Source organism: Lujinxingia litoralis, from assembly GCF_003260125.1.
Lineage (GTDB): Bacteria > Myxococcota_A > Bradymonadia > Bradymonadales > Bradymonadaceae > Lujinxingia > Lujinxingia litoralis.
The window spans coordinates 83,961-103,210 of record NZ_QHKO01000002.1 but is presented as its reverse complement, the minus strand read 5'-3'; the positions used below and the strand labels follow the sequence as shown (position 1 = coordinate 103,210).

14 protein-coding genes are annotated in these 19,250 nt (G+C 63.0%); 8 read left to right on the top strand and 6 right to left on the bottom strand.

Features of this window, described 5'->3' with window-relative positions:
* Nucleotides 1-15: 15 nt before the first annotated feature.
* Genes DL240_RS05185 through DL240_RS05175 form a run of 3 tightly spaced genes read right to left on the bottom strand, consistent with a single transcriptional unit; the run spans nt 16 to nt 3,475 of the window.
* Complete coding sequence (locus DL240_RS05185) at nt 16-783, bottom strand: DUF72 domain-containing protein (RefSeq protein WP_111728813.1); 768 nt, start codon at nt 781-783, stop codon at nt 16-18.
* A gap of 3 nt (nt 784-786) precedes the next feature.
* Nucleotides 787-2,652 carry a sensor histidine kinase gene (locus DL240_RS05180; RefSeq protein WP_111728812.1) on the bottom strand — a complete coding sequence of 622 codons (1,866 nt, stop codon included), beginning with the start codon at nt 2,650-2,652 and terminating at the stop codon, nt 787-789.
* A 40-nt stretch (nt 2,653-2,692) separates the two neighbouring features.
* A complete protein-coding gene (locus DL240_RS05175; RefSeq protein ID WP_111728811.1) occupies nt 2,693-3,475 on the bottom strand; it encodes a hypothetical protein in 783 nt (260 codons plus the stop codon).
* A gap of 136 nt (nt 3,476-3,611) precedes the next feature.
* Between DL240_RS05175 and DL240_RS05170 the strand changes: the two genes are divergently transcribed.
* Both DL240_RS05170 and trmB read left to right on the top strand, forming a co-directional pair.
* Nucleotides 3,612-4,544: an MBL fold metallo-hydrolase gene (locus tag DL240_RS05170; RefSeq protein WP_111728810.1), complete on the top strand. Its 933-nt coding sequence runs from the start codon at nt 3,612-3,614 to the stop codon at nt 4,542-4,544.
* A 97-nt stretch (nt 4,545-4,641) separates the two neighbouring features.
* On the top strand, nt 4,642-5,259 hold the full coding sequence (trmB, locus tag DL240_RS05165; RefSeq protein WP_111728809.1) for a tRNA (guanosine(46)-N7)-methyltransferase TrmB: 618 nt from the start codon (nt 4,642-4,644) through the stop codon (nt 5,257-5,259).
* A 98-nt stretch (nt 5,260-5,357) separates the two neighbouring features.
* Here trmB and DL240_RS05160 read toward each other — a convergent pair whose 3' ends face one another.
* Nucleotides 5,358-6,515, bottom strand: coding sequence for an outer membrane protein assembly factor BamB family protein (locus DL240_RS05160; RefSeq protein ID WP_146618112.1), 1,158 nt, complete (start codon nt 6,513-6,515; stop codon nt 5,358-5,360).
* Nucleotides 6,516-6,561: 46 nt separating this feature from the next.
* Nucleotides 6,562-7,371, bottom strand: a complete 810-nt coding sequence (locus DL240_RS05155; RefSeq protein WP_111728807.1) for a tetratricopeptide repeat protein — start codon at nt 7,369-7,371, stop codon at nt 6,562-6,564.
* A 296-nt stretch (nt 7,372-7,667) separates the two neighbouring features.
* Between DL240_RS05155 and DL240_RS05150 the strand changes: the two genes are divergently transcribed.
* From DL240_RS05150 to greA, 4 genes are all read left to right on the top strand, one after another.
* Complete coding sequence (locus DL240_RS05150) at nt 7,668-8,177, top strand: hypothetical protein (RefSeq protein WP_146618111.1); 510 nt, start codon at nt 7,668-7,670, stop codon at nt 8,175-8,177.
* 257 nt (nt 8,178-8,434) lie between these two features.
* Nucleotides 8,435-10,324, top strand: coding sequence for an alanine/glycine:cation symporter family protein (locus tag DL240_RS20205; protein ID WP_199589745.1), 1,890 nt, complete (start codon nt 8,435-8,437; stop codon nt 10,322-10,324).
* 121 nt (nt 10,325-10,445) lie between these two features.
* Nucleotides 10,446-13,694, top strand: coding sequence for a carbamoyl-phosphate synthase large subunit (gene carB, locus DL240_RS05140; RefSeq protein ID WP_111728805.1), 3,249 nt, complete (start codon nt 10,446-10,448; stop codon nt 13,692-13,694).
* A gap of 175 nt (nt 13,695-13,869) precedes the next feature.
* On the top strand, nt 13,870-14,343 hold the full coding sequence (gene greA / locus DL240_RS05135) for a transcription elongation factor GreA (protein ID WP_111728804.1): 474 nt from the start codon (nt 13,870-13,872) through the stop codon (nt 14,341-14,343).
* Nucleotides 14,344-14,497: 154 nt separating this feature from the next.
* Here the strand turns inward: greA and lon are convergent, their stop codons facing one another.
* Entirely contained in the window at nt 14,498-16,927 is a 2,430-nt protein-coding gene (gene lon / locus DL240_RS05130) for an endopeptidase La (protein WP_111728803.1), read from the bottom strand.
* Nucleotides 16,928-17,155: 228 nt separating this feature from the next.
* Here lon and DL240_RS05125 point away from each other — a divergent pair, with 228 nt between their 5' ends.
* Both DL240_RS05125 and DL240_RS05120 read left to right on the top strand, forming a co-directional pair.
* Nucleotides 17,156-18,037: a hypothetical protein gene (locus tag DL240_RS05125; protein ID WP_111728802.1), complete on the top strand. Its 882-nt coding sequence runs from the start codon at nt 17,156-17,158 to the stop codon at nt 18,035-18,037.
* Nucleotides 18,015-19,202 (top strand): MFS transporter, encoded by a 1,188-nt coding sequence (locus DL240_RS05120; RefSeq protein WP_111728801.1) that lies wholly within the window; start codon nt 18,015-18,017, stop codon nt 19,200-19,202. Before DL240_RS05125 ends, DL240_RS05120 begins: the two co-directional genes overlap by 23 nt.
* The last annotated feature ends 48 nt before the right edge of the window (nt 19,203-19,250 follow it).

Here is a 19,250-nt window from a genome sequence, read left to right as displayed (position 1 = left end):
GTCAATCCACCGGGATCATCGACGCGATGCGGGCTCCAGCATGTGAACCAGCTCCTCTGCGGTCGCAGGAGAGTGGCCCGTGTAGTTGTTGTTCACATATCCGAGCACGGTACCGCCGTGCTCCACGAAATGACGAATGCGCGGCACCCACCAGGCGAGTTCCTCGCTGCGGTCGGCCTGAACCCGATCGAAGTGTTCGAAGGCGCGCCAGCGTCCCAGCCACCGGATGTAGCAGATCTGGGAGGTGACCCTCCAGAAGCGTTCCAGGTATTGCCCATCGGTCAGCACCAACGCGACGCGCCAGCGTTTAAGCAGGTCCGCGAACTCGTCTCGGAGCCAGGAGCGGTCCCTCACCTCCACCGCATAGGCGTAGCCATCGGGGAGGCCTTCGAAGAAGCGCTCCAGGTCATCGATTGCATCGACTTTCATCGCGGGCGGGAGCTGCAAGACCAGGGCACCGAGCTTTTCCGCGAGTTCACTCATCGTTTCGACAAAGCGCATCGCATCGTCGCTGGCGTGTACCAGCCGCGCCTCGTGGGTCACCGAGCGGGGAAACTTCGCCGAGAACACAAAGTCATCCGGCGTACGCTGGTACCAGCCCTGTACGGTACCGCGCGCGGGAATGGCGTAGAAGGTGGAGTCGATCTCCACGGTATTGAAGCGGGTGGCGTAGTGGGTCAGTCGTTCGGTGCCGCTGATATCGCCGGGGTAAAACACACCATCCCAGTCATCGTAGGCCCACCCCGAGGTTCCGATTAACACTCGTCCCTGCTCCTGGACCATTGCTTACTCCTGGACACCGGCTGCGTTACGCCAGCGCATCCGCGCCAGCTCGATCTCATCGCTGGAGGGCATATCAAACGTGCCGCTTTCGCCCATGCGATCGGGCTTCTTGAAGGTGGGGGAACGAATGGGAAGCTCGATCGTCATGGTGGTCCCCACCCCGAGTTGGCTGCTCACCCGCAGCTCACCCCCTAAACTTCGGACGAGGTCTCGGGAGATGGAGAGCCCCAGCCCGGTGCCTTTGCCGGGCTTCTTGGTGGTGAAGAAGGGTTCGAAGATGAGGGCCATATCTTCGTCGCTGATGCCGCTTCCGGTATCGCTGATCCGCAGGTCCAGGCGGTCGCCGGGCTCATCGACCACGGCGTCGATGGTCACCTGATTGGCCTCGGGGTGTCCGATCTCGATGGATTGCAGCGCATTGATCACCAGGTTGAGCACCACCTGACTGAGGCGGTTAGCGTCGGTATAGACCGCAGGTGTGTCCTGGAGTTCTACGCACAGCTCGGCCCGTCGGCTGGCATCGTGGCGCACCAGCGTGAGAGCCCCGTCCACGAGCTGAGGAAGGCCGACCCAGCCGGGTTCATGAGGCCCCTCGTGGGCCATCAGCCTCAGATCGTGGACGATCTGGTGGATGCGATGCATTCCGCCCAGACTACGCTCAAGAAGGTGGTGAAGATCTCCAAGAATATACTTCAGGTCTAGCCTTTCATGTAACGCTTGAAGCTCCAACCCCACCATGGGAGCCCGACTCATCGTTAGTCGGCCTGCTTCCTCCACGTACTCCACCACCGCCTCGGTGTACTCTTCCAGGACGCTGAGGTTGGAGATGACGAAGCTCGCCGGGTTGTTGATCTCGTGCGCGACTTCGGCCGAGAGGAGGCCCATGGCGGCGAACTTTTCGGCATGAACGAGCTGGCGCTGGGTGGTTTTAAGCTGCTGATAGGCCTGGCGCACCTGTTCATGATGGGCGGCTCGAACCAGCGCGGCGCCCAGGAGCGATGCCAACGAGCGGAGCACCGGTTCACGCTCCAACAGCGGCGTGGGCTCTACGCTGGTATCGCCCAGGACGAGCTTCCCCGGGGTCGCACCGGCGCTCCGCAGGGAAAGAAGAGCGGCAGCGCCCGCCGTCGTACTGGCGGCGGCCTTCCAGGAGGGTGCCCAACGCAGGAAATGAGGCCTGGTTGCAGGTGCTTCGACGCGCTCACACGCGTGCACCGGCCCCCGCTCCGGCGCGCGGGGTTCGCCAGCGGCCAGGTGACGTTCTCGCCGCCCGGAGTTGAGGACCACCGCACCGGCGGCAAGCTCGGCGATGAGTTGCCAATCCCCTCCCCGCTCACGTTCCCAATAGGCCAGGTAGGCGCCCGGGCAGATCTCCCGCCAGAGCTGGACCATGCCCTGGAGCACTTCATCGGCACTTTTTGCGGAGGTGACCCCTTCGCTTAAGCGCATCAGGGCGAGCATATCGCGGTTCTCGCGCTCCAACTGGCGCAGACGCATGGAGGCTTCCGGGCCTTTGGCGTTTGCCAGGTGCATCCGCAGCAGGATGTCGGCGCCCAGGTTCGGATCTTCCAGGGCCACCCCATCGACACCGCAGGCCCAGAGCCCGGCAACCGACTCCACCTCTCCCGGAGTCACGGTCGCGATGAGTAGGATGGAGTTCGAGCCTACGCGCACGGCGGAGGCGATCTTTTTGATCTCGTCACGGATGCGTGCCGACACCACCACGGCGACGACGTCGCTACCCATCTCGAAATCCTCACCGGCGGCCACCCTGCGCAGGCGCACCCCGGCGGCGTTCAGTGCCGCGCTCGCACCATCGATGATCGACGATTCAAACGACGGGTCGAACACCATGATCACTTCTGACATTGAGGCCTCTTCCCGTACAACCTACGGCATGTTCGACGCTTCAGGGCTGGCCCATCCTATGCAGCCGACGCCAATTTCGCCACCTCCAGAGCGCGACCAGCGCGGTTATCGCTCCGGCAATCCCGTAGATCCACAGCATCGCGGGCGCGCCAGCGGGCCCTGAAACCACAATGGAAGTGGCCCGCGCACCTTCATTGAGGGCGGCTCCCCACAAAGTAAACACCCCCACCCACCACAGCGCGGGATGCTCACCGCCAGCCCATCGACGCACGCCCCATCCAGCGAGTGCCCCGGCGGCAAAGAGTGCTACCATCACGGGTGCAAAAGGATAGGTCGGCAGGCTCCAGGGAGCCCCGGCATCGATCAGCCCCTGTTGAACCTGGTCGAACCAGGCCGGGGTACCGCGCGCATGGCGTTGTATGAGCCAGGCATCGCCATGAAGCACGTTTCCGAAGTCACATCCGGCGCCAACGCACCCGACCCGGGCGATGGCCAGCCCGGCAAAGCCCGCGACCATCGCTGCACCGGCGACATCCCAGGCTCGGGCCCTATGAGCCTGCTCCTTCCAAAGGCTCAGGGCCACCACCGCGCCTCCCCCCAGCACCGCTCCGGCCGTCGAGACGCCACCTCCCATGACGCGACCGAGGACCGCTCCGCCGACGAGCCCGCTGGCCATCAACACACCGAACGACGCGAGTCGCCAGCCCCTCTCCACGCCGAGCCCGGCGAGTTCCGACCACCACAGCGCGAACATCACCCACACGCCTGCACCGATCAGCACGCTACTTACTGGAAGACCGTTCACATCCCACGCGATCTGCATCGCCGCCTCACAAACATCCCTGTAAAAGCCTATCTTGACGCTATTTTTTGCACCTTGATATAGTCGCCCACGCCCTGATTTCGTGAGCCTTCGGGCTCCTTACCGCCTCTTTCCTACCGCCTATCGAGTCTGCACCATGACCTCTGATGTCTCCGTCACCATTCACGGCTCCCGCGGAAGCTATCCGGTCTGTGGGCAGGGGTTCACGCGCTATGGCGGCAACACGTCCTGTGTGAGCTTTCGCAGTGGTCAACGCGAGATCATCTTCGACGCAGGCAGTGGCATCATTGAGTACGGGCGTAAACTCGTTCGCGAGAGCTTTGAGAGTGGACGAGCCCTCCAGACGTCCATCTTTATCTCACATACCCACTTCGACCACCTGCTTGGTCTGCCCTACTTCTCGCCGGTCTACATTGCGGACGCTACGCTCCACATCTTTGGACCGCGCTTCGGCAGCGTCAGCAGCTTCGAAGACACCATCCACGCGCTGATTCGCTCGCCCTTTTACCCGGTGGCGCTCAATGAAATGACGGCGCTTAAGCACTTCTATGACATGGGCGAAGCCGAGCGCGTCTACTTTTTGTATGATCAAGAGCACCCGGTCGTGGCACGGGCATCCCACCCCGACCATCAACACTTGATTCCCGACCCCGATCAGGTCGAGATCGAGGTGCATTGCCTGCGCGGCTACAACCACCCCAAGTCCGGGGTGAATATGTACAAGGTGATTTCTCGGGGGAAGACCTTCGTCTACGCCACCGACACCGAAGGCTACGTGCATGGCGACCGCCGACTGGCGGAGTTTGCCCGGGGGGCCGACCTGATCGTTCATGACGCGATGTACACCGAAGCGCACTACACCTCGATGCCCTCCCCGACCCAGGGCTACGGCCACTCCACGGTATCGATCGCCGCGGAGCTCGCCAGACAGGCCGGTGTACGCAGGCTCTGCCTCTTCCACCATGACCCGAAGAGCACGGACGACGACCTTGACGCCATCGACGCCCTGGGCAAAAGCCTCTTCCCGGAGTCCTTTGCTGCGCGAGATGGCTTGACGATCGCGCTCTAACACGTCATCACAGCTGCCACGCACCGTCGTCTCATGTTTTACCGCGGTGCCGCATCGTCCCTTTCAATTCAATTCAGCTTCACTCTGAGGTTGCCCCGTGGCTGACCTGTCGCTTCGCTTCGATGAGGTCATCGAAGAGAACTACGATCGTATGCTCACGCGAATTCGTGAGTTCGCGCACGCGACTCCCTTGCCTGAGCGTGTCTCGCTGGAGATTGGCTCCAACCGCGCCAACTTCCTGCGCCAACTCGCGCAACGCCACCCCGATCGCCACTACCTGGGCATTGAGTGGCGCAAGAAGTATGTCGACTTCGGCAAAGTGAACCTCCTGGAGCACGGCGTCACCAACGCCGACCTGCTCCAGGCCGACGCGACCCTGGCCATTCCAATCCTCTTTGAGGCCGGACAGCTCTCCGAGCTCTTCATCCTCTTCCCGGACCCCTGGTGGAAGAAACGCCACCAGAAACGCCGCATCATTCAGCCTCACACCCTGGATCTCTTCGCGGAGAAGATGCATTCGGGCGCCCACCTCTGGCTGCGTACCGATGTGGGCACCCTGGCAGATGATTTCCGGGTGGACCTCGACGCCCACCCCGAGTTTGAGCTCTTACCCTTTGAAGAGATGCCTCTCGAGCCCTACCCCCGCACGACCCGCGAGGTGAAGATTCTGCGCAAGGGGCTGCCCGTGCACACCCTCTACTACGTACGCCGCTGAGCACGACGCCGGCCCTGAAAGCCGCATAAAAAAACTCCCCGGGCGCTGACACCTGCCCGGGGAGTTTTTTGTATCTGCGACACCCTGCCGGGAGCTCTTTAGTAGGCCAATCGATACCCGTAGAGGTAACCGAGATTGGAGAGCGCATACCCCCGCACGCTGTCGAACACCGGGGCACTCTGGAACCCGGACGAGGGATCCCACTTGGCCATCGGAAGACCATCACGGGTGCGAAGCAGGTACAGAGGGCCGGAAGCTGTCGCCACGCTGAGCACCGGCCCCGTCGAGGCCAGCGCCACCGGTGAGACTTCGGCCGAAAGTCGGAACTGCCACTGCACTTCGCCGTCGGCAGCGTTAAGCGCGAACACTCGCCCGGTCGACGCGGCACCCAACAACCAGGAGCCCTCCTGAACAAGGCCGGCGACGCTATCGATGTCTTGATGCCACAGCAGCGCCCCGCTTGAGGCCTCCACCGCGTAGACGCCTCCGGAATACGACACGGCGTAGAGCACATCACCGGCGTCGATCACCGGCAGGTCCACGTCGCCAAACTCCTGGGAGTCGTCATCACCGAGGTAGGCGGTCCACTCTTCCTCACCGCTGTCGGCAAAGAGCGACACCAGGGTGCCATCCGAAAAACCACAGAAGATTCGCGCCCCGGAGAAGACCGGTGTGCCTCCGCCCTTCACGGTAAAGAAATCGGGCTGACGACGCTGATAGTCCCAAACCAGATCACCGGTGACCACGTCGAAGGCATAGAGGACATCGGCGCTATCGGCGACCGCGACCAATCCCTGCCCCACCGCCGGACTGCTTTCCAGCGCGTTTCGCGCGCTCACCGTCCAGACAACCTCACCGGTTTCCCAATCGAGACGGTGCAACTCTCCGGTGGCCGTGGCGGCGTAGAGGTACCCCTCGGAGAGGGCCACCGCGGCATCGATCGACCCGCCAACATCGGTCGACCAGACCAGCTCCCCGCTATCCGCGCGCAGGCGATAGACCACGCCGTCCCCGGCCCCTACCGCCAGATCACCGCCGGGGGCGATAATCGGCTCACCGAACTCCCGCACGTTCATCTCCCAGGGACGGTCCGAAGACAGCGGCACTCGCCACTGCACCTCTACCCGCGCCCGGGGCGCCCGGGGCGAATCCAGCCCACTCGACGACGATGCCACCGGTGCGCAGCCTGCCGCCCAAAACGATACGAGCGCGGCCACCAGCCACGCTCGTCGTACCTTAAAGGTCAATCTCGTCACGATCGCTGTCTCGCTTCAGATTCGCCAACGTGCCTCGCCGAGAGATTTAGAGCGTCGCCAGGCGGCGCTCGATCTCCGGCTTGAAGGTGAAGTCCGGCTCTTCTTCGAGGATCTGATGATAGAGTTCCCGGGCGGCGTCGGCGTTACCGTCGCGCTCCAGAAGACGCGCCTTCTCGTACTGGGCGTACTGCGCACGCTCCGGAGCCGCGGTGGCGACCTCGTCCCAGGCCTTCGTCGCTTCATCCACTTTACCCTGGGCGGCCAGGGTATTGGCCAGCCCCACGCGAGCCATCACCTTCATCGTCTCGGTGGACTCGCCACTGAGCGCCTGCTGATAAAGCGTGGCCGCTTCCTCGTACTTCTCCAGCCGGAAAGCCGCCGCAGCCTTCGTCATACGGGCATCTTCGGCAATCGGGCCTCGATCAAAGTCCGCCAGGGTGGCGTTCGCGGCGTCGTAAATCGACTGCCACTTACTCTCATCGCTCTCAAAGATATTTTTCGGCTCAGCCAGCCCTTCCTGCGCGCGGATGGCTTCGAGTTCCGGGGAGCCCTCCACGTACCACTCGTAGGCAGCGAGGCCTTCGCTAAGGCGGGTGGAGGCCTCGACCTGCTGTCCTTCGATGTATTGAAGTCCGACAATGACCCCGATCACGCCGACGACCACGGCGATGATGCCGCCGAACACCACGCTCCGATTCTCTTCGACCCAGGCCGTAGCCTGGAGCGTGGAACGCTCAAATGCATCGAGGTCGCCACCTTCCCCGGCGCCCCCGGCGATCGGATCGCCAAACTCGTCTTCCAGCTCCTGCTCAGTGGGCTCGGGAGCTTCGCCCTGCTTCTTAATCTTGATCGCCATGCCTGGTCTCCTTAACCTGAGCCCCGCTTCAAAGCGCGTCACGCGCCACCTCTACGGCTCCATATCCGCGAGGCCTCTTCGGGCTCTCGTTTCGGGCGCTGCCGGAAACGAATGGGTGCGGACTATATGCAGCGACCTACGGAGTGTCAACGCCGAGCGCCGGCCCTCTCCAGCCCACTTCTCCCCCTGCCATTGAGACCTGATTGATGTCCATGTTCTGGCCCCCAAACTCGCAAGGGCCCCGCTCTCTGAGACGCGTTGTTTCCCTCCTTTTCGCTTCATTCATCACCTTCTTTATGCTTGTGCCGGTCCAGGCTCAAGCCTGGGAAGGTCAGGTCTGGACCGGTGTAGGCCTGAGCAACACGGTCGCCCCGGCTCCGAGCGCCCTGGGACGGTGGGGCCCCTCCCTCCACCTGGGAGCGAACCTTCAGCTGGGCGACTTCTGGAAGGTCGGCCTCGATCTCGGCGGGTCGTTTCATCCCACGCTGGAAGAGGAAGACGAGCGCTGGGAGAGCCTCCTCGTCACCAGCGTGGCGCTGGAGGCGCGCTACGCGCTCGACGTCTTCACCTACGTTCCCTACCTGGGCCTGGCGGGCGTCGTGTACCCCACCGGCCCCAGCTCGGAGCGCGCCCCCGGCGGCGAAGCGCTGGGCCTGCGCGCGAGCCTGGGGGCGGACTACCGCCAGAGTCGCGATCGTTCCCTGGGGCTGGCCTTCGATCTGCACGCGCCACTGAGCGCCCCGCAGAACTTCCCCCTCTATGTAAGCGCTCGCCTTTACCTGGCGTGGCACTTTAGAACTTTCTAAAGAATCACCTTAAGAACCCACACCCCGTTGAAGCGCTCAGCTGGCGAAACCCCGCGTTCCTCTGGAGCGCGGTTGCCTGATCAGGCACCGCGATGATAAACCCTTCGGTCCATTCCGGTTTTTATCATCGCGGTCCAAACCGGCCGTGTGGCCGGCGCCAGTAGACGCGCTTCAGGCTCTGGTGCCTCCCCCATCCCCCTTTGTGGGATCCCGGCGACGATCGCGACGCTTTCGCATGCTCGTGCCCAGGGTTCTGCATGAAACCTTTCTTGAAGCCCACTCAGCGCTACGCTCTGATCATCGGTCTGATCATCCTGCTCAGCATCGGCGTAGGACTCAGCAGCGGCGGCGATCTCAACAAGATCGACCAACGCTTCGGATTGGTCGTCTCGGCCATGGCAGCGCTGCCCTTTGGCACGGTCCCCGGGTTACTCTCCGGGCTCTGGGCTTTTCTCAATCAAATCCCCCTGGTGGTGCTGGTCCTGATCAGCGGCGCTATTTTCTTTACGTTCCGCTTCGACTTCGTGAACCTGCGCGGCGTCTCCCATGCGATTCGTGTGGTGGCCGGCAAATACGACGATCCGGACAACCCGGGTGAAGTCACTCACTTTCAGGCCCTCTCCACCGCACTCTCAGCCACCGTCGGACTCGGCAACATCGCTGGGGTGGCCATCGCCGTCGGGATCGGCGGCCCGGGCGCTGTGTTCTGGATGATGGCGGCCGCTATCTTTGGCATGACCAGCAAGTTCGCCGAGTGCACGCTGGGCCAGATGTACCGCAAGGTCGACGCCAACGGCGTGGTTCAAGGCGGGCCGATGGTCTACCTGCAAGACGGCCTGGCCGAAATCGGCCGCCCGGTCCTGGGGCGCTACCTCTCGGTGCTCTTCGCCGTCCTGTGCATTGGCGGATCCTTCGGGGGCGGCAACATGTTTCAGGCCAACCAGAGTTTTGCCGCGATGGCCAACCTGGTGCCCTGGTTCGGTGGAGAGCGCGCCGCCGGTACGGCCACCCTGGTCAGCGATGCCCCGCTGGAGATGAACTACGCCCGGCACCTGGTGCGCCTCACTGCCAACTCGCCACTGGAGAGCGAAAAAGAGCTCTTCTTTACCCCGATCGATCGGCTCGACATCAGCCTCGCCGACTGGAGCCAGACCACCGACGGGCGCTTCGCGCTCTCGCTGGCCATTGCTGCCACCGAGGCCGGCCCGCGCTTCGATATTGAAGCCGGCGCACTGACCGGCATCCAACTCGCCAGCGTCGCGGGTCGCAGCGTCTCCTGGAACTCACCGCCTACCCTGAGCGTCACCAACGACTCGCCACTTGAGGGCGGCGTACAACCCCGCAGCTGGATTTACGGTATCGTGGTCGCGCTGCTCGTGGGCCTGGTGATCATCGGCGGCATCAAAAGCATCGGCAAAGTCGCCTCCAGAATCGTCCCGGCGATGTGCGTCATCTACGTCTCAGCAGCGCTCTATATCCTCTTTAGCAACGTGACGCTGATCCCCCACGCGATCACGACGATTTTCAGCGAGGCATTCGCCCCGCAGGCGGGCCTCGGTGGCCTGGTTGGCGTGCTCATCGTCGGCATTCAACGCGCGGCCTTCTCCAATGAGGCCGGCGTGGGCTCGGCGGCCATCGCTCACTCCGCGGCTCGCACCAAGGAACCGGTGCGCGAAGGCTTTGTCGCGCTGCTGGAGCCGGCCATCGACACCCTGATTGTCTGCTTTATGACGGGCATCGTCGTCGTCATCACCGGGGTCTACGCCGACCCGGCCACCGCCGGACTCGAAGGCGTCGCCCTGACCTCGGCCGCCTTCGAAACCGTGATCAGCTGGTTCCCCTACATTCTCTCCATCGCCGTCATCCTCTTCGCGTTCAGCACCATGATCTCGTGGTCCTATTACGGAGAGCGCTGCTGGAGCTTTTTATTCGGAGCCAACAGCTCCATGATCTATCGGGTCATCTTCCTCTTCTTTGTGTTCCTGGGATCGGTCTCCAGCCTGAGCAACGTACTGGACTTCTCCGACTTGATGATTCTCTCGATGGCCTTCCCCAACATCCTGGGTGCCGTTCTCCTCTCCGGGAAGATTCGCACCGCCCTGATCTCGTATTGGAACCGACTGGAAGCCGGCGAGTTCGACGCCTGAGCGAGGTTGAGACCCGGCGCTGCCCCGGGGTGTGTACCCGCTTTGCAAGAGAATCGCGCTCTGGCATAGTCCGCGCGGTCCCGGGGCCTGTTTTTGCCCCGCTTTCGTGTTGAGGAGCACTATGCCACGCCGTCAAGACCTCGCGTCGATCTGTATTCTGGGCTCCGGCCCCATCGTTATCGGTCAGGCCGCCGAGTTTGATTACTCGGGTACCCAGGCCATCCGCGCCCTGCGTGCGGAGGGATTTCGGGTCATCCTGATCAACTCTAATCCGGCCACGATCATGACCGATCCGGAGCTGGCCGACGCGACCTACATCGAGCCCCTGACCCCGGAATTTGTGACCCGGGTGCTGGAAAAAGAACGGCCGGACGCCCTCCTGCCGACCATGGGAGGCCAGACGGCGCTCAACATCGCGATGGCCCTCCATAAGGATGGCACTCTCAACCGCCTGGGCGTCGAACTCATCGGCGCAAAGCCCGAGGTGATCGTCCGCGCCGAAGATCGCGAGGAGTTCGCCAACACCATGCGCGCCATCGGCGTGGACCAGCCGGCCGCTGGGGTGGCTCGCTCCCTGGAAGAAGCCTGGGAAATCCAGGCCCGGGTGGGCTTCCCGGCCATCCTTCGCCCCTCTTTCACCATGGGCGGCAGCGGCGGCAACATCGCCTACAACCGCGAAGAGTTCGCCGATTACGTCAAGTGGTCGCTCTCGCAGAGCCCCACTGGCGAGGTGTTGATCGATGAGAGCCTGCTCGGCTGGAAAGAGTACGAGCTGGAATTGATGCGTGACCGCAACGACAACGTCGTCATCATCTGCGGCATCGAAAACATCGACCCGATGGGCGTGCACACCGGCGACTCCATCACCGTGGCCCCGATTCAGACGCTCACCGATCGCGAATACCAGGCCATGCGTGATGACGCGTTGCGCATCATCCGCGCGGTCGGCGTAGAGACCGGTGGGTGCAACATCCAGTTTGGCGTCTGTCCGACGACGGGTCGCCGCGTGGTCATTGAGATGAATCCCCGCGTCTCGCGCTCCTCGGCCCTTGCCAGCAAAGCCACGGGTTACCCGATCGCCAAGATCGCCGCGCTCCTCTCGGTAGGCTACACTCTCGACGAGCTCCTCAACGACATCACCCAGAAGACCGTTGCGGCCTTTGAGCCGACGTTGGACTACACCGTCGTCAAGATCCCCCGCTTTGCCTTTGAGAAGTTCCCCGACGCCTCCGACACACTGACCACTCAGATGAAGTCGGTCGGCGAAGCGATGAGCATCGCCCGCACCTTCCCAGAGGCCTACCTCAAGGCGCTGCGCAGCCTGGAGCAGCGTGACAGCGGCCTCCTCCCCCGGGTGGAGCGTCCGGCCGACGACGCTTCCCTCGCTCAGGTCGAGGAGTTCTACGCCCCGCTGCTGCGTCGACCGACCCCGCGGCGCCCCTGGTACATTTTTGATGCGCTGCGGCGCGGCCTCTCCCAGGACACCGTCTACCAGTACACCCGTGTCGACCCCTGGTTCCTCGATCAGATGGCCCAGATCATCGAAGTTGAAAACCTGCTGCGCGCCGCGCCGGCTGGTGAGTGGCCGGCCGACGAAGACCTCTTCCTCGCCAAGCGTTACGGCTTTGGTGACGCCGACATCGCCCACCTCATCAACCGCAGCGAGGGCGAGGTGCGGGAACGCCGCCAGAGCCTGGGAGTCATCCCCACCTTTAAACAGGTCGACACCTGCGCCGCGGAGTTCGAGGCGCTCACCTCGTATTATTACTCCACCTACGAGACCGGCAGCTGCGAATCCACGCCCGACGACCGCCCCGGCGTGATGATTCTCGGCGGCGGCCCCAACCGCATCGGCCAGGGCATCGAGTTTGACTACTGCGCGGTGCACGCAGTCATGGCCCTTGGCGAGGCCGGATACCGCACGATCATGGTCAACTGCAACCCGGAGACTGTCTCCACCGACTATGACATCAGCGACCGCCTTTACTTTGAGCCCCTTACCCTCGAGACGGTGCTCGCGATCATCGACATTGAGAAGCCCGAGGGGGTGATCCTGCAGTTCGGCGGGCAAACGCCCCTCAAGCTCGCCAAGGCGCTCACCGAACTGGGCGTCCGAGTGCTCGGAACCTCCCCGGAGGCCATCGATCGCACCGAAGATCGCCAGCTCTTCAACGACATCGTTGAAAAACTCAACCTCAAGCAACCCGAAGCTCGCACGGTCATGACCTGGGAGCAGGCCCGGGAGGCTGCTACCGAAATCGGCTTCCCGCTGATGGTTCGCCCCAGCTACGTGCTCGGCGGCCTGGCCATGGAAGTGGTTCACGACGCACAAAACTTTGAGCGAGTCTTCCGGCGCGCGCAGGCCGAGTCGCCCGACAACCCCGTACTCCTCGACAAGTTCTTGAATCGAGCCATCGAAGTCGACGTCGACTGCATCAGCGACGGCACCCTCGCGGTGGTCGGCGGCATCATGGAACATATCGAAGAGGCCGGCGTGCACTCAGGCGACTCCGCCTGCGCCCTGCCCTCCCACGATCTGCCCGAGGTGGTACTGCGTACCATCCGCGAACAGACCATCAGCCTGGCTCGAGAGCTCGATATCGTGGGGCTGATGAACGTGCAGTTCGCCGTACAGGACCGCAACGTCTACGTGCTTGAGGTCAACCCCCGCGCCAGCCGCACTATCCCCTTCGTCTCCAAGGCCATTGGCCGCCCGCTCGCCAAACTCGCCGCCCGTGCGATGCTCGGCGAGTCTCTCGAGGCGCTGGGGTTCACCGAGGAGCGTGTGCCGGCGTTCTTCTCGGTGAAAGAGAGCGTCTTTCCCTTCACCAAGTTTCCGGAAGTCGACAGCCTGCTCAGCCCCGAGATGCGCTCGACCGGCGAAGGCATGGGCATTGACCCGAGCTACGAGATGGCCTTCTACAAAGCTCAGGTTGGCGCGGGCAATGCCCCTCCCACCACAGGCACCGTCTTTATCAGCGTGAAGGACGACGATAAGTGGGCCTCCGTGCCGATCGCCCGCGGGCTCAGCGAGCTGGGTTTTCACCTGGTCGCCACTCGCGGAACAGCAGACTACCTGCGCCAGAATGGCCTGGACGTCCGCCCGATCAACAAGGTCCGCGAAGGCCAACCCCATATCGTCGATGCGATGATCAACGGCGAAGTCGACATGGTGATCAACACCACCGTCAGCGGGCAGGCCGTCCAGGATAGCCGCACCATCCGACGGGCGGCTCTGCAGCTGGGCATGACCTACTTCACCACGCTGGCAGCCGCGCGCGGTGCCGTCGGAGCGCTGGGAGCACTGGCCCGCACCCAACCCACCGTCCACTCCATTCAGGAGCTGCACGCGACCGCCACCGCCTCTTGATCTCGGGCGCAAGCTGGCCCATACTCTAAGACATCGACGCACTCACCGAGTGCGTCGTCACCTTTTGCACATCTCGCCCCCCATCCTGGCTCGCCACGATGGGGGCGTTTTTTTACCCACCGGAGCAGCCCCTCATGGCGCTGCCGCAAACTCATGCCGAAAACGAGGCACTGCTATGCAGAAAATCCCGATGACCGTCGAAGGCCACCGCCGGCTGCGTGACGAACTCGACAACTTAAAGAAGGTGGAGCGGCCCCGCATCGTTCAAGAGATCGAAGAGGCCCGTGCTCACGGCGACCTCAAAGAAAACGCCGAGTATCACGCCGCCAAAGACAAACAGGGCTTCGTAGAGGGGCGCATCCGCGAAATCGAAGGCAAGCTGGCTCATGCTCAAGTGGTCGACCCCACCGAGTTCAGCGGCGACCGCGTGGTCTTCGGCGCACATGTGACCGTCTTCTTCATCGATACCGACGAAGAAAAGACCTACCAAATCGTGGGCGACGACGAGGCTGACATCAAAGACCTCAAGATCTCATTCTCCAGCCCGATTGCCCGCGCACTCATCGCCAAGTCGGTGGGTGATGAGTGTGTGATCAAGGCTCCCGGCGGAGACCGCGTCGTCGAGATCATGGAAGTCGAGTTTCGCTAAGGCAACGCTTGAGCCTCCCTGTGACGTCGGTCCCAGTGGAGGCTCTGCTATCCAGCATCGGATAGCATATACGCATCCGTGTATGGCGACGGCCCGGCCATAAAAAAAGGCCGCCCTAAAGGGCGGCCTTTTTTTATGCGTCAGATATACGCAGTCATTCAGCCGATGCTTTTCCGCTCTGCTCCGGAGAACCGAAGGTCCAGGCACCTTCTTCGAAGACCAGTTCGGGCAGCGCACTCACGTGCTCCACGAAATGGAAATCGAGTTCCTTCTGAATGTCTTCAGAGACATCCATCAGGTCCTTCTTATTGCGTGCCGGAAGGACGATGCGTTTGATACCCGAGCGATGGGCAGCCAACACCTTTTCTTTAATGCCACCGACCGGCAACACGTTGCCGCGCAGCGTGATCTCACCGCTCATCGCCACATCGCTGCGCACCTTCACACCGGTGAGCAGGCTCAGCAGCGAGATGTACATCGTGATCCCGGCCGAAGGGCCATCTTTGGGAATGGCTCCGGCAGGCACGTGAATGTGAATGTCGTTCTCGCGCATAAAGTTCGGCGCCAGCCCGTAGTCTTCGGCCCGACTGCGAATGTAGCTGAGCGCAGCACGCACCGACTCCTTCATCACATCACCGAGCTGGCCGGTAAGCACCAGCTCTCCCTTGCCGGGCATCCGCGTGGACTCGATGAAGAGGATGTCACCGCCGGCCGCTGTCCAGGCAAGGCCGGTGGCCACCCCGGGAGTCGAGGTACGCTGCGCGACCTCGTACTGATAGCGCTCCGGTCCCAGGTAATCGGCGACATCGCCAGCCTCAATGAGCACGCTGACCTCATCGCTCTCGCCGCCTTTATCGAGGTTCTCGGCAACTTTCACCGCGACTCCCCGCGCGATATCGGAGACGCGCCGCTCCAGGCTACGCACACCAGCCTCGCGGGTGTAATTGCGGATGATGATATCGAGCGCCTCATCGTCGATCTTGAGGTTTTCGTCGCTAATGCCGTGCGACTCCAGCGCCTTGGGAATCAGATACTGACGTGAGATATGGTGCTTGTCCTGAGCGGTGTAGCCCGGGATCTCGATCACATCCATACGGTCCCGCAGGGGCGCTGAAATCGTATCGAGCTGGTTGGCCGTGGCAACAAAGAGCACGTTGGAGAGGTCAACCGGCACCTCCATATAGTGGTCTGAGAAGTTGTGGTTCTGCGCCGGGTCCAGCACTTCCAAGAGCGCCGCGGAAGGGTCTCCACGGAAGTCACGCCCGATCTTATCGACCTCGTCGAGCATGAACACCGGGTTGTTTGTCCCCGCCTTGCGCAGCGCCTGAACAATACGCCCGGGGAGCGCACCGACGTAGGTGCGGCGGTGACCACGGATCTCCGACTCATCATGCACACCACCGAGACTGATGCGCACGAACTTGCGTCCCAGAGCTCGGGCCACACTGCGTCCCAGACTCGTCTTACCAACACCCGGAGGCCCGACCAGGCAGAGGATCGGTCCCTTCATGTCGTTTTTGAGCTTACGGACCGCCAGGTACTCAATGATGCGCTTTTTGACCTTGTCCAGGTCGTAGTGGTCTTCATCAAGGATTGCCCGCGCCTCCTTGATATCGAGCTTATCCTGAGTGGACTTACCCCAGGGCACATCGAGCAGCGTCTCCAGGTAGGTACGCGTGACGCCATACTCGCTGGACGCGGGCTGCATCATGCGCAGGCGGTTCATCTGCTTGCGGCAGACATCTTCCACCTCTTTGGGAAGGTCTGCCTCCTCGATGGCCTGGGCGATATCTTCCAGGTCACCGCCTTCGCCGTCGAGCTCGCCAAGCTGCTCCTTGATCGCCTTGAGCTGCTGGCGCAGGTAGTACTCCCGCTGATTCTTATCGATCTCTTCTTTGATCTGGCTCTGGATTTTGTCACTAACCCGCAGCACTTCAAGCTGACGAGCCAGCAAGGTCACCACCATCGTCAGACGCTCTTTAAGATCGACGGTCTCGAGAATCGCCTGTTTCTCCTCGGTGGCGATGTCCATATTGGCCGCCACGAAGTCACAGAGCTGACCGGGATCGTTTACCCCGTCCACCATCTGAGAGGCCTCCTTGGGCATCTCCGGGATGAACTTGACGACCTGCTTGGCCGTGCTCTTGAGGTTGAGAAAGAGTGCCTCAATCTCAACCTGCTGCTCCGGCGTAAGCTCAGCGCCGGCATCGAGCACATCGAAGTTCCCCACAAAGTAGGGGTCCTCCTGCTGCAGCTCGTTGAGGCGCACGCGCTTCTGGCCCTGAATGATCACGCTGTAGTTGTCGTTGGCGATCTTCACGACCTTGAGGATTCGCGCGATGGTCCCGATCTCGTAGAGGTCGCCCACCACCGGCTCATCGGTATCGGCGTTACGCTGAGTGAGCACGGCAATCGGCTTCTCGTTTTTAACCGCCTCCTCAATCAGACGCACGCTCTTGGGGCGCCCGACGGCCAGGGGGACCACCACCTGCGGAAAGAGCACGGTGTTGCGCAGCGGCAGCAGCGCCAGGTCCTGGTTCATTTCCATGGGCTCATTTTCGGTGCTTTCTTGGTCTTGCGACATATTTTTATCCTGGGCCTCGATCCGAGGCGTCCACTCTGGTGAGCGTGGCTCGCTCGTTGACAACTTGCCCCGTGGCTAACATCGTGCACCTCTCTTTTGGCGCGCCATCGCGGCGGCGTCAACCTCCGCGTGGCGACGAGCGATGCACCCACGTCGGGCCAACTCTAGACACACATTGTCTACCGCCAAGCAAATGACGTGCCCGAGTCCGGGCCCACGCAAAAGATCATGGAAGACAACTCCTCCGACAAAGGGCTTCTCACACGCATCTCCCCCCCGCTGGCGGTACGAACGCTGGGCCGGGTAGGCAAACGCGGTGTGCTCAAAGTGGGCCGGCGCGTACAACAGGCCGGCCAACAACTCGCCCGGCGAGTCGCCCACGAGCTAATCCAGCCCGAACAGATCGTGGCCCTGCAGTCCGTCCTGGCTTCGGTGGCACAATGGGGCATGGAACGAGGCTTTAAACTCGATCCGAATGCCGGACTCTTTTTTGAGTTTCTGGACTGGCTCGATCAGGAACAGGGCCGCGACCAGGTCATGCAGCGCCTGATGATCAGTCCGATGTTCCAGGACCCGGCCTTCCTGGAGGCGCTGTCGCAGGCCGCCGCCGCGCTCTCCCCTTTTATGCCGACGGAGACGCGGGGCGTCTGGGGCAGCGCGGAGCTGGAGCACTTTAAACAGCGCGGGGGCGACAAACTCCTCGACCTCCTCGTAACCCTCGTGGCCTTGCATCAGGACACGCCCCCCCCCACCGAGGCCTCGGCTCCTCGCCGCCAGAGCTTTGTCGAGGACTCGACGATACCAGAGCGCTTTAAGGTGCTCGCTCAGATGGCCCTGGGAGACGCGCTGGAGCCTCCCGGGGAAGCCGCCGCCACCAAGGCTATCGGAACCCTCAGAGCACTTCGCGGACGCCTGGCTGGCCCTACCGAACCCCAGGCCCCCCTGACCCGCTTTGTGCCAGGCGTCGGCGACCCGCACCTTCACTTCCTGGTCTATTCGACCACCTTCGTGATGCAGAGTTACCTGCTGCGCCACCTGGTGGAGTCGCTCCCCGAGATGGCCGCACGTCTGCGTGAGCTCCACCCCCATGACACCGACCCCCAACGCTAACAGCTCGCTGGGAGGGGCCCGCTCCGGCGCGCTCGCACTGATCTACACCACCTCGTTGGCCACGGTGCTGATCTTCACCTACCTGCCGCGTCATTTTGAGGCGCTGGGGCTAAGTGGCGCCACGATCGGCTTGATTTTCGCCGCGCGCACCCTGGCCCAGAGCGTGGCAAGCCCGGCCTGGGCCACCTTTGCCGACCGCCGAGACCGCCTCACCTCGACCACCCGGGGCCTCCTCATCGCCGGGGTCGCCGCTGTGGCCACCCTCCCCTTTGTCAGCGCCCCCGGCGCGCTACTCGCGGTGCTCGTCGCCTACGCCGTCAGCGCGGGCTGTGCCCTTCCGCTGATCGATGCTCTGACGCTGCGGGCGGCCGGCGCCGAAGGCTTCGCGCGCCTGCGCGCCTTCGGTTCCGCGGGCTTTGGGCTGGCCGCCCTGGGAGCGGCAGCCCTGGGACTGACCCACACACACGCCGACATTGCCGCGCTCACCCCCTGGGCGCTCGTCATCGCCACACTGCTCACCGCACTGGCCACCCTGGGGCTGCCGCCGGGGGAGCGAGAGCGAAGCCGGGCGCGTCCGGACTGGAGCATGTTCGGCACACTGTGGCGGCTGCCCCTGGTGGTGATATTCGCCATCGCCGCACTGCACTGGGCCTCACAGATGCCCTACAACCTCTTTTTGGTCTTCCTCTGCGAAGAGCGTGACTTTCCGGCATGGAGCCCCGGGCTCGCCGTGGGATTCGGCATCGCCGCAGAGATCGGCGCCTTCGCTCTGGCTCCGCGCATCTTCCGCCGCTTTGCCCCCCTGCCCCTCTTTGCGTTGAGCATCGCGTTGACTGCCGGCCGGTGGTTTATCTCCGGCACGACTCTGAGCCTGCCCGTGCTCCTGACCGTGCAGCTGATCCACGGCGTGAGCTACGGCGTCTTTTATGTGGCTATGATGGAGATCCTGGACCGGCGCGTCCCGCCCGCCGTACGAGCCACCGGTCAGGCCGCACTTTATCTGGTGATTTTTGGGCTTGGTGGCGCGCTGGGAGCCGGCCTGGGCGGACTGCTGCTCGACCAAACCCGGGCCTCCACAACCTTTCTCGCCGCCGGCTGGCTGGAGCTCATCGCCCTGCTTGGTCTGCTGGCGTCCTGGCGCTGGCTCCACCGCGCCGCAGAGTGATCTTGCGCACAACCGGCGCTCGACTACACTGCCGGCCGCCGCACCCTG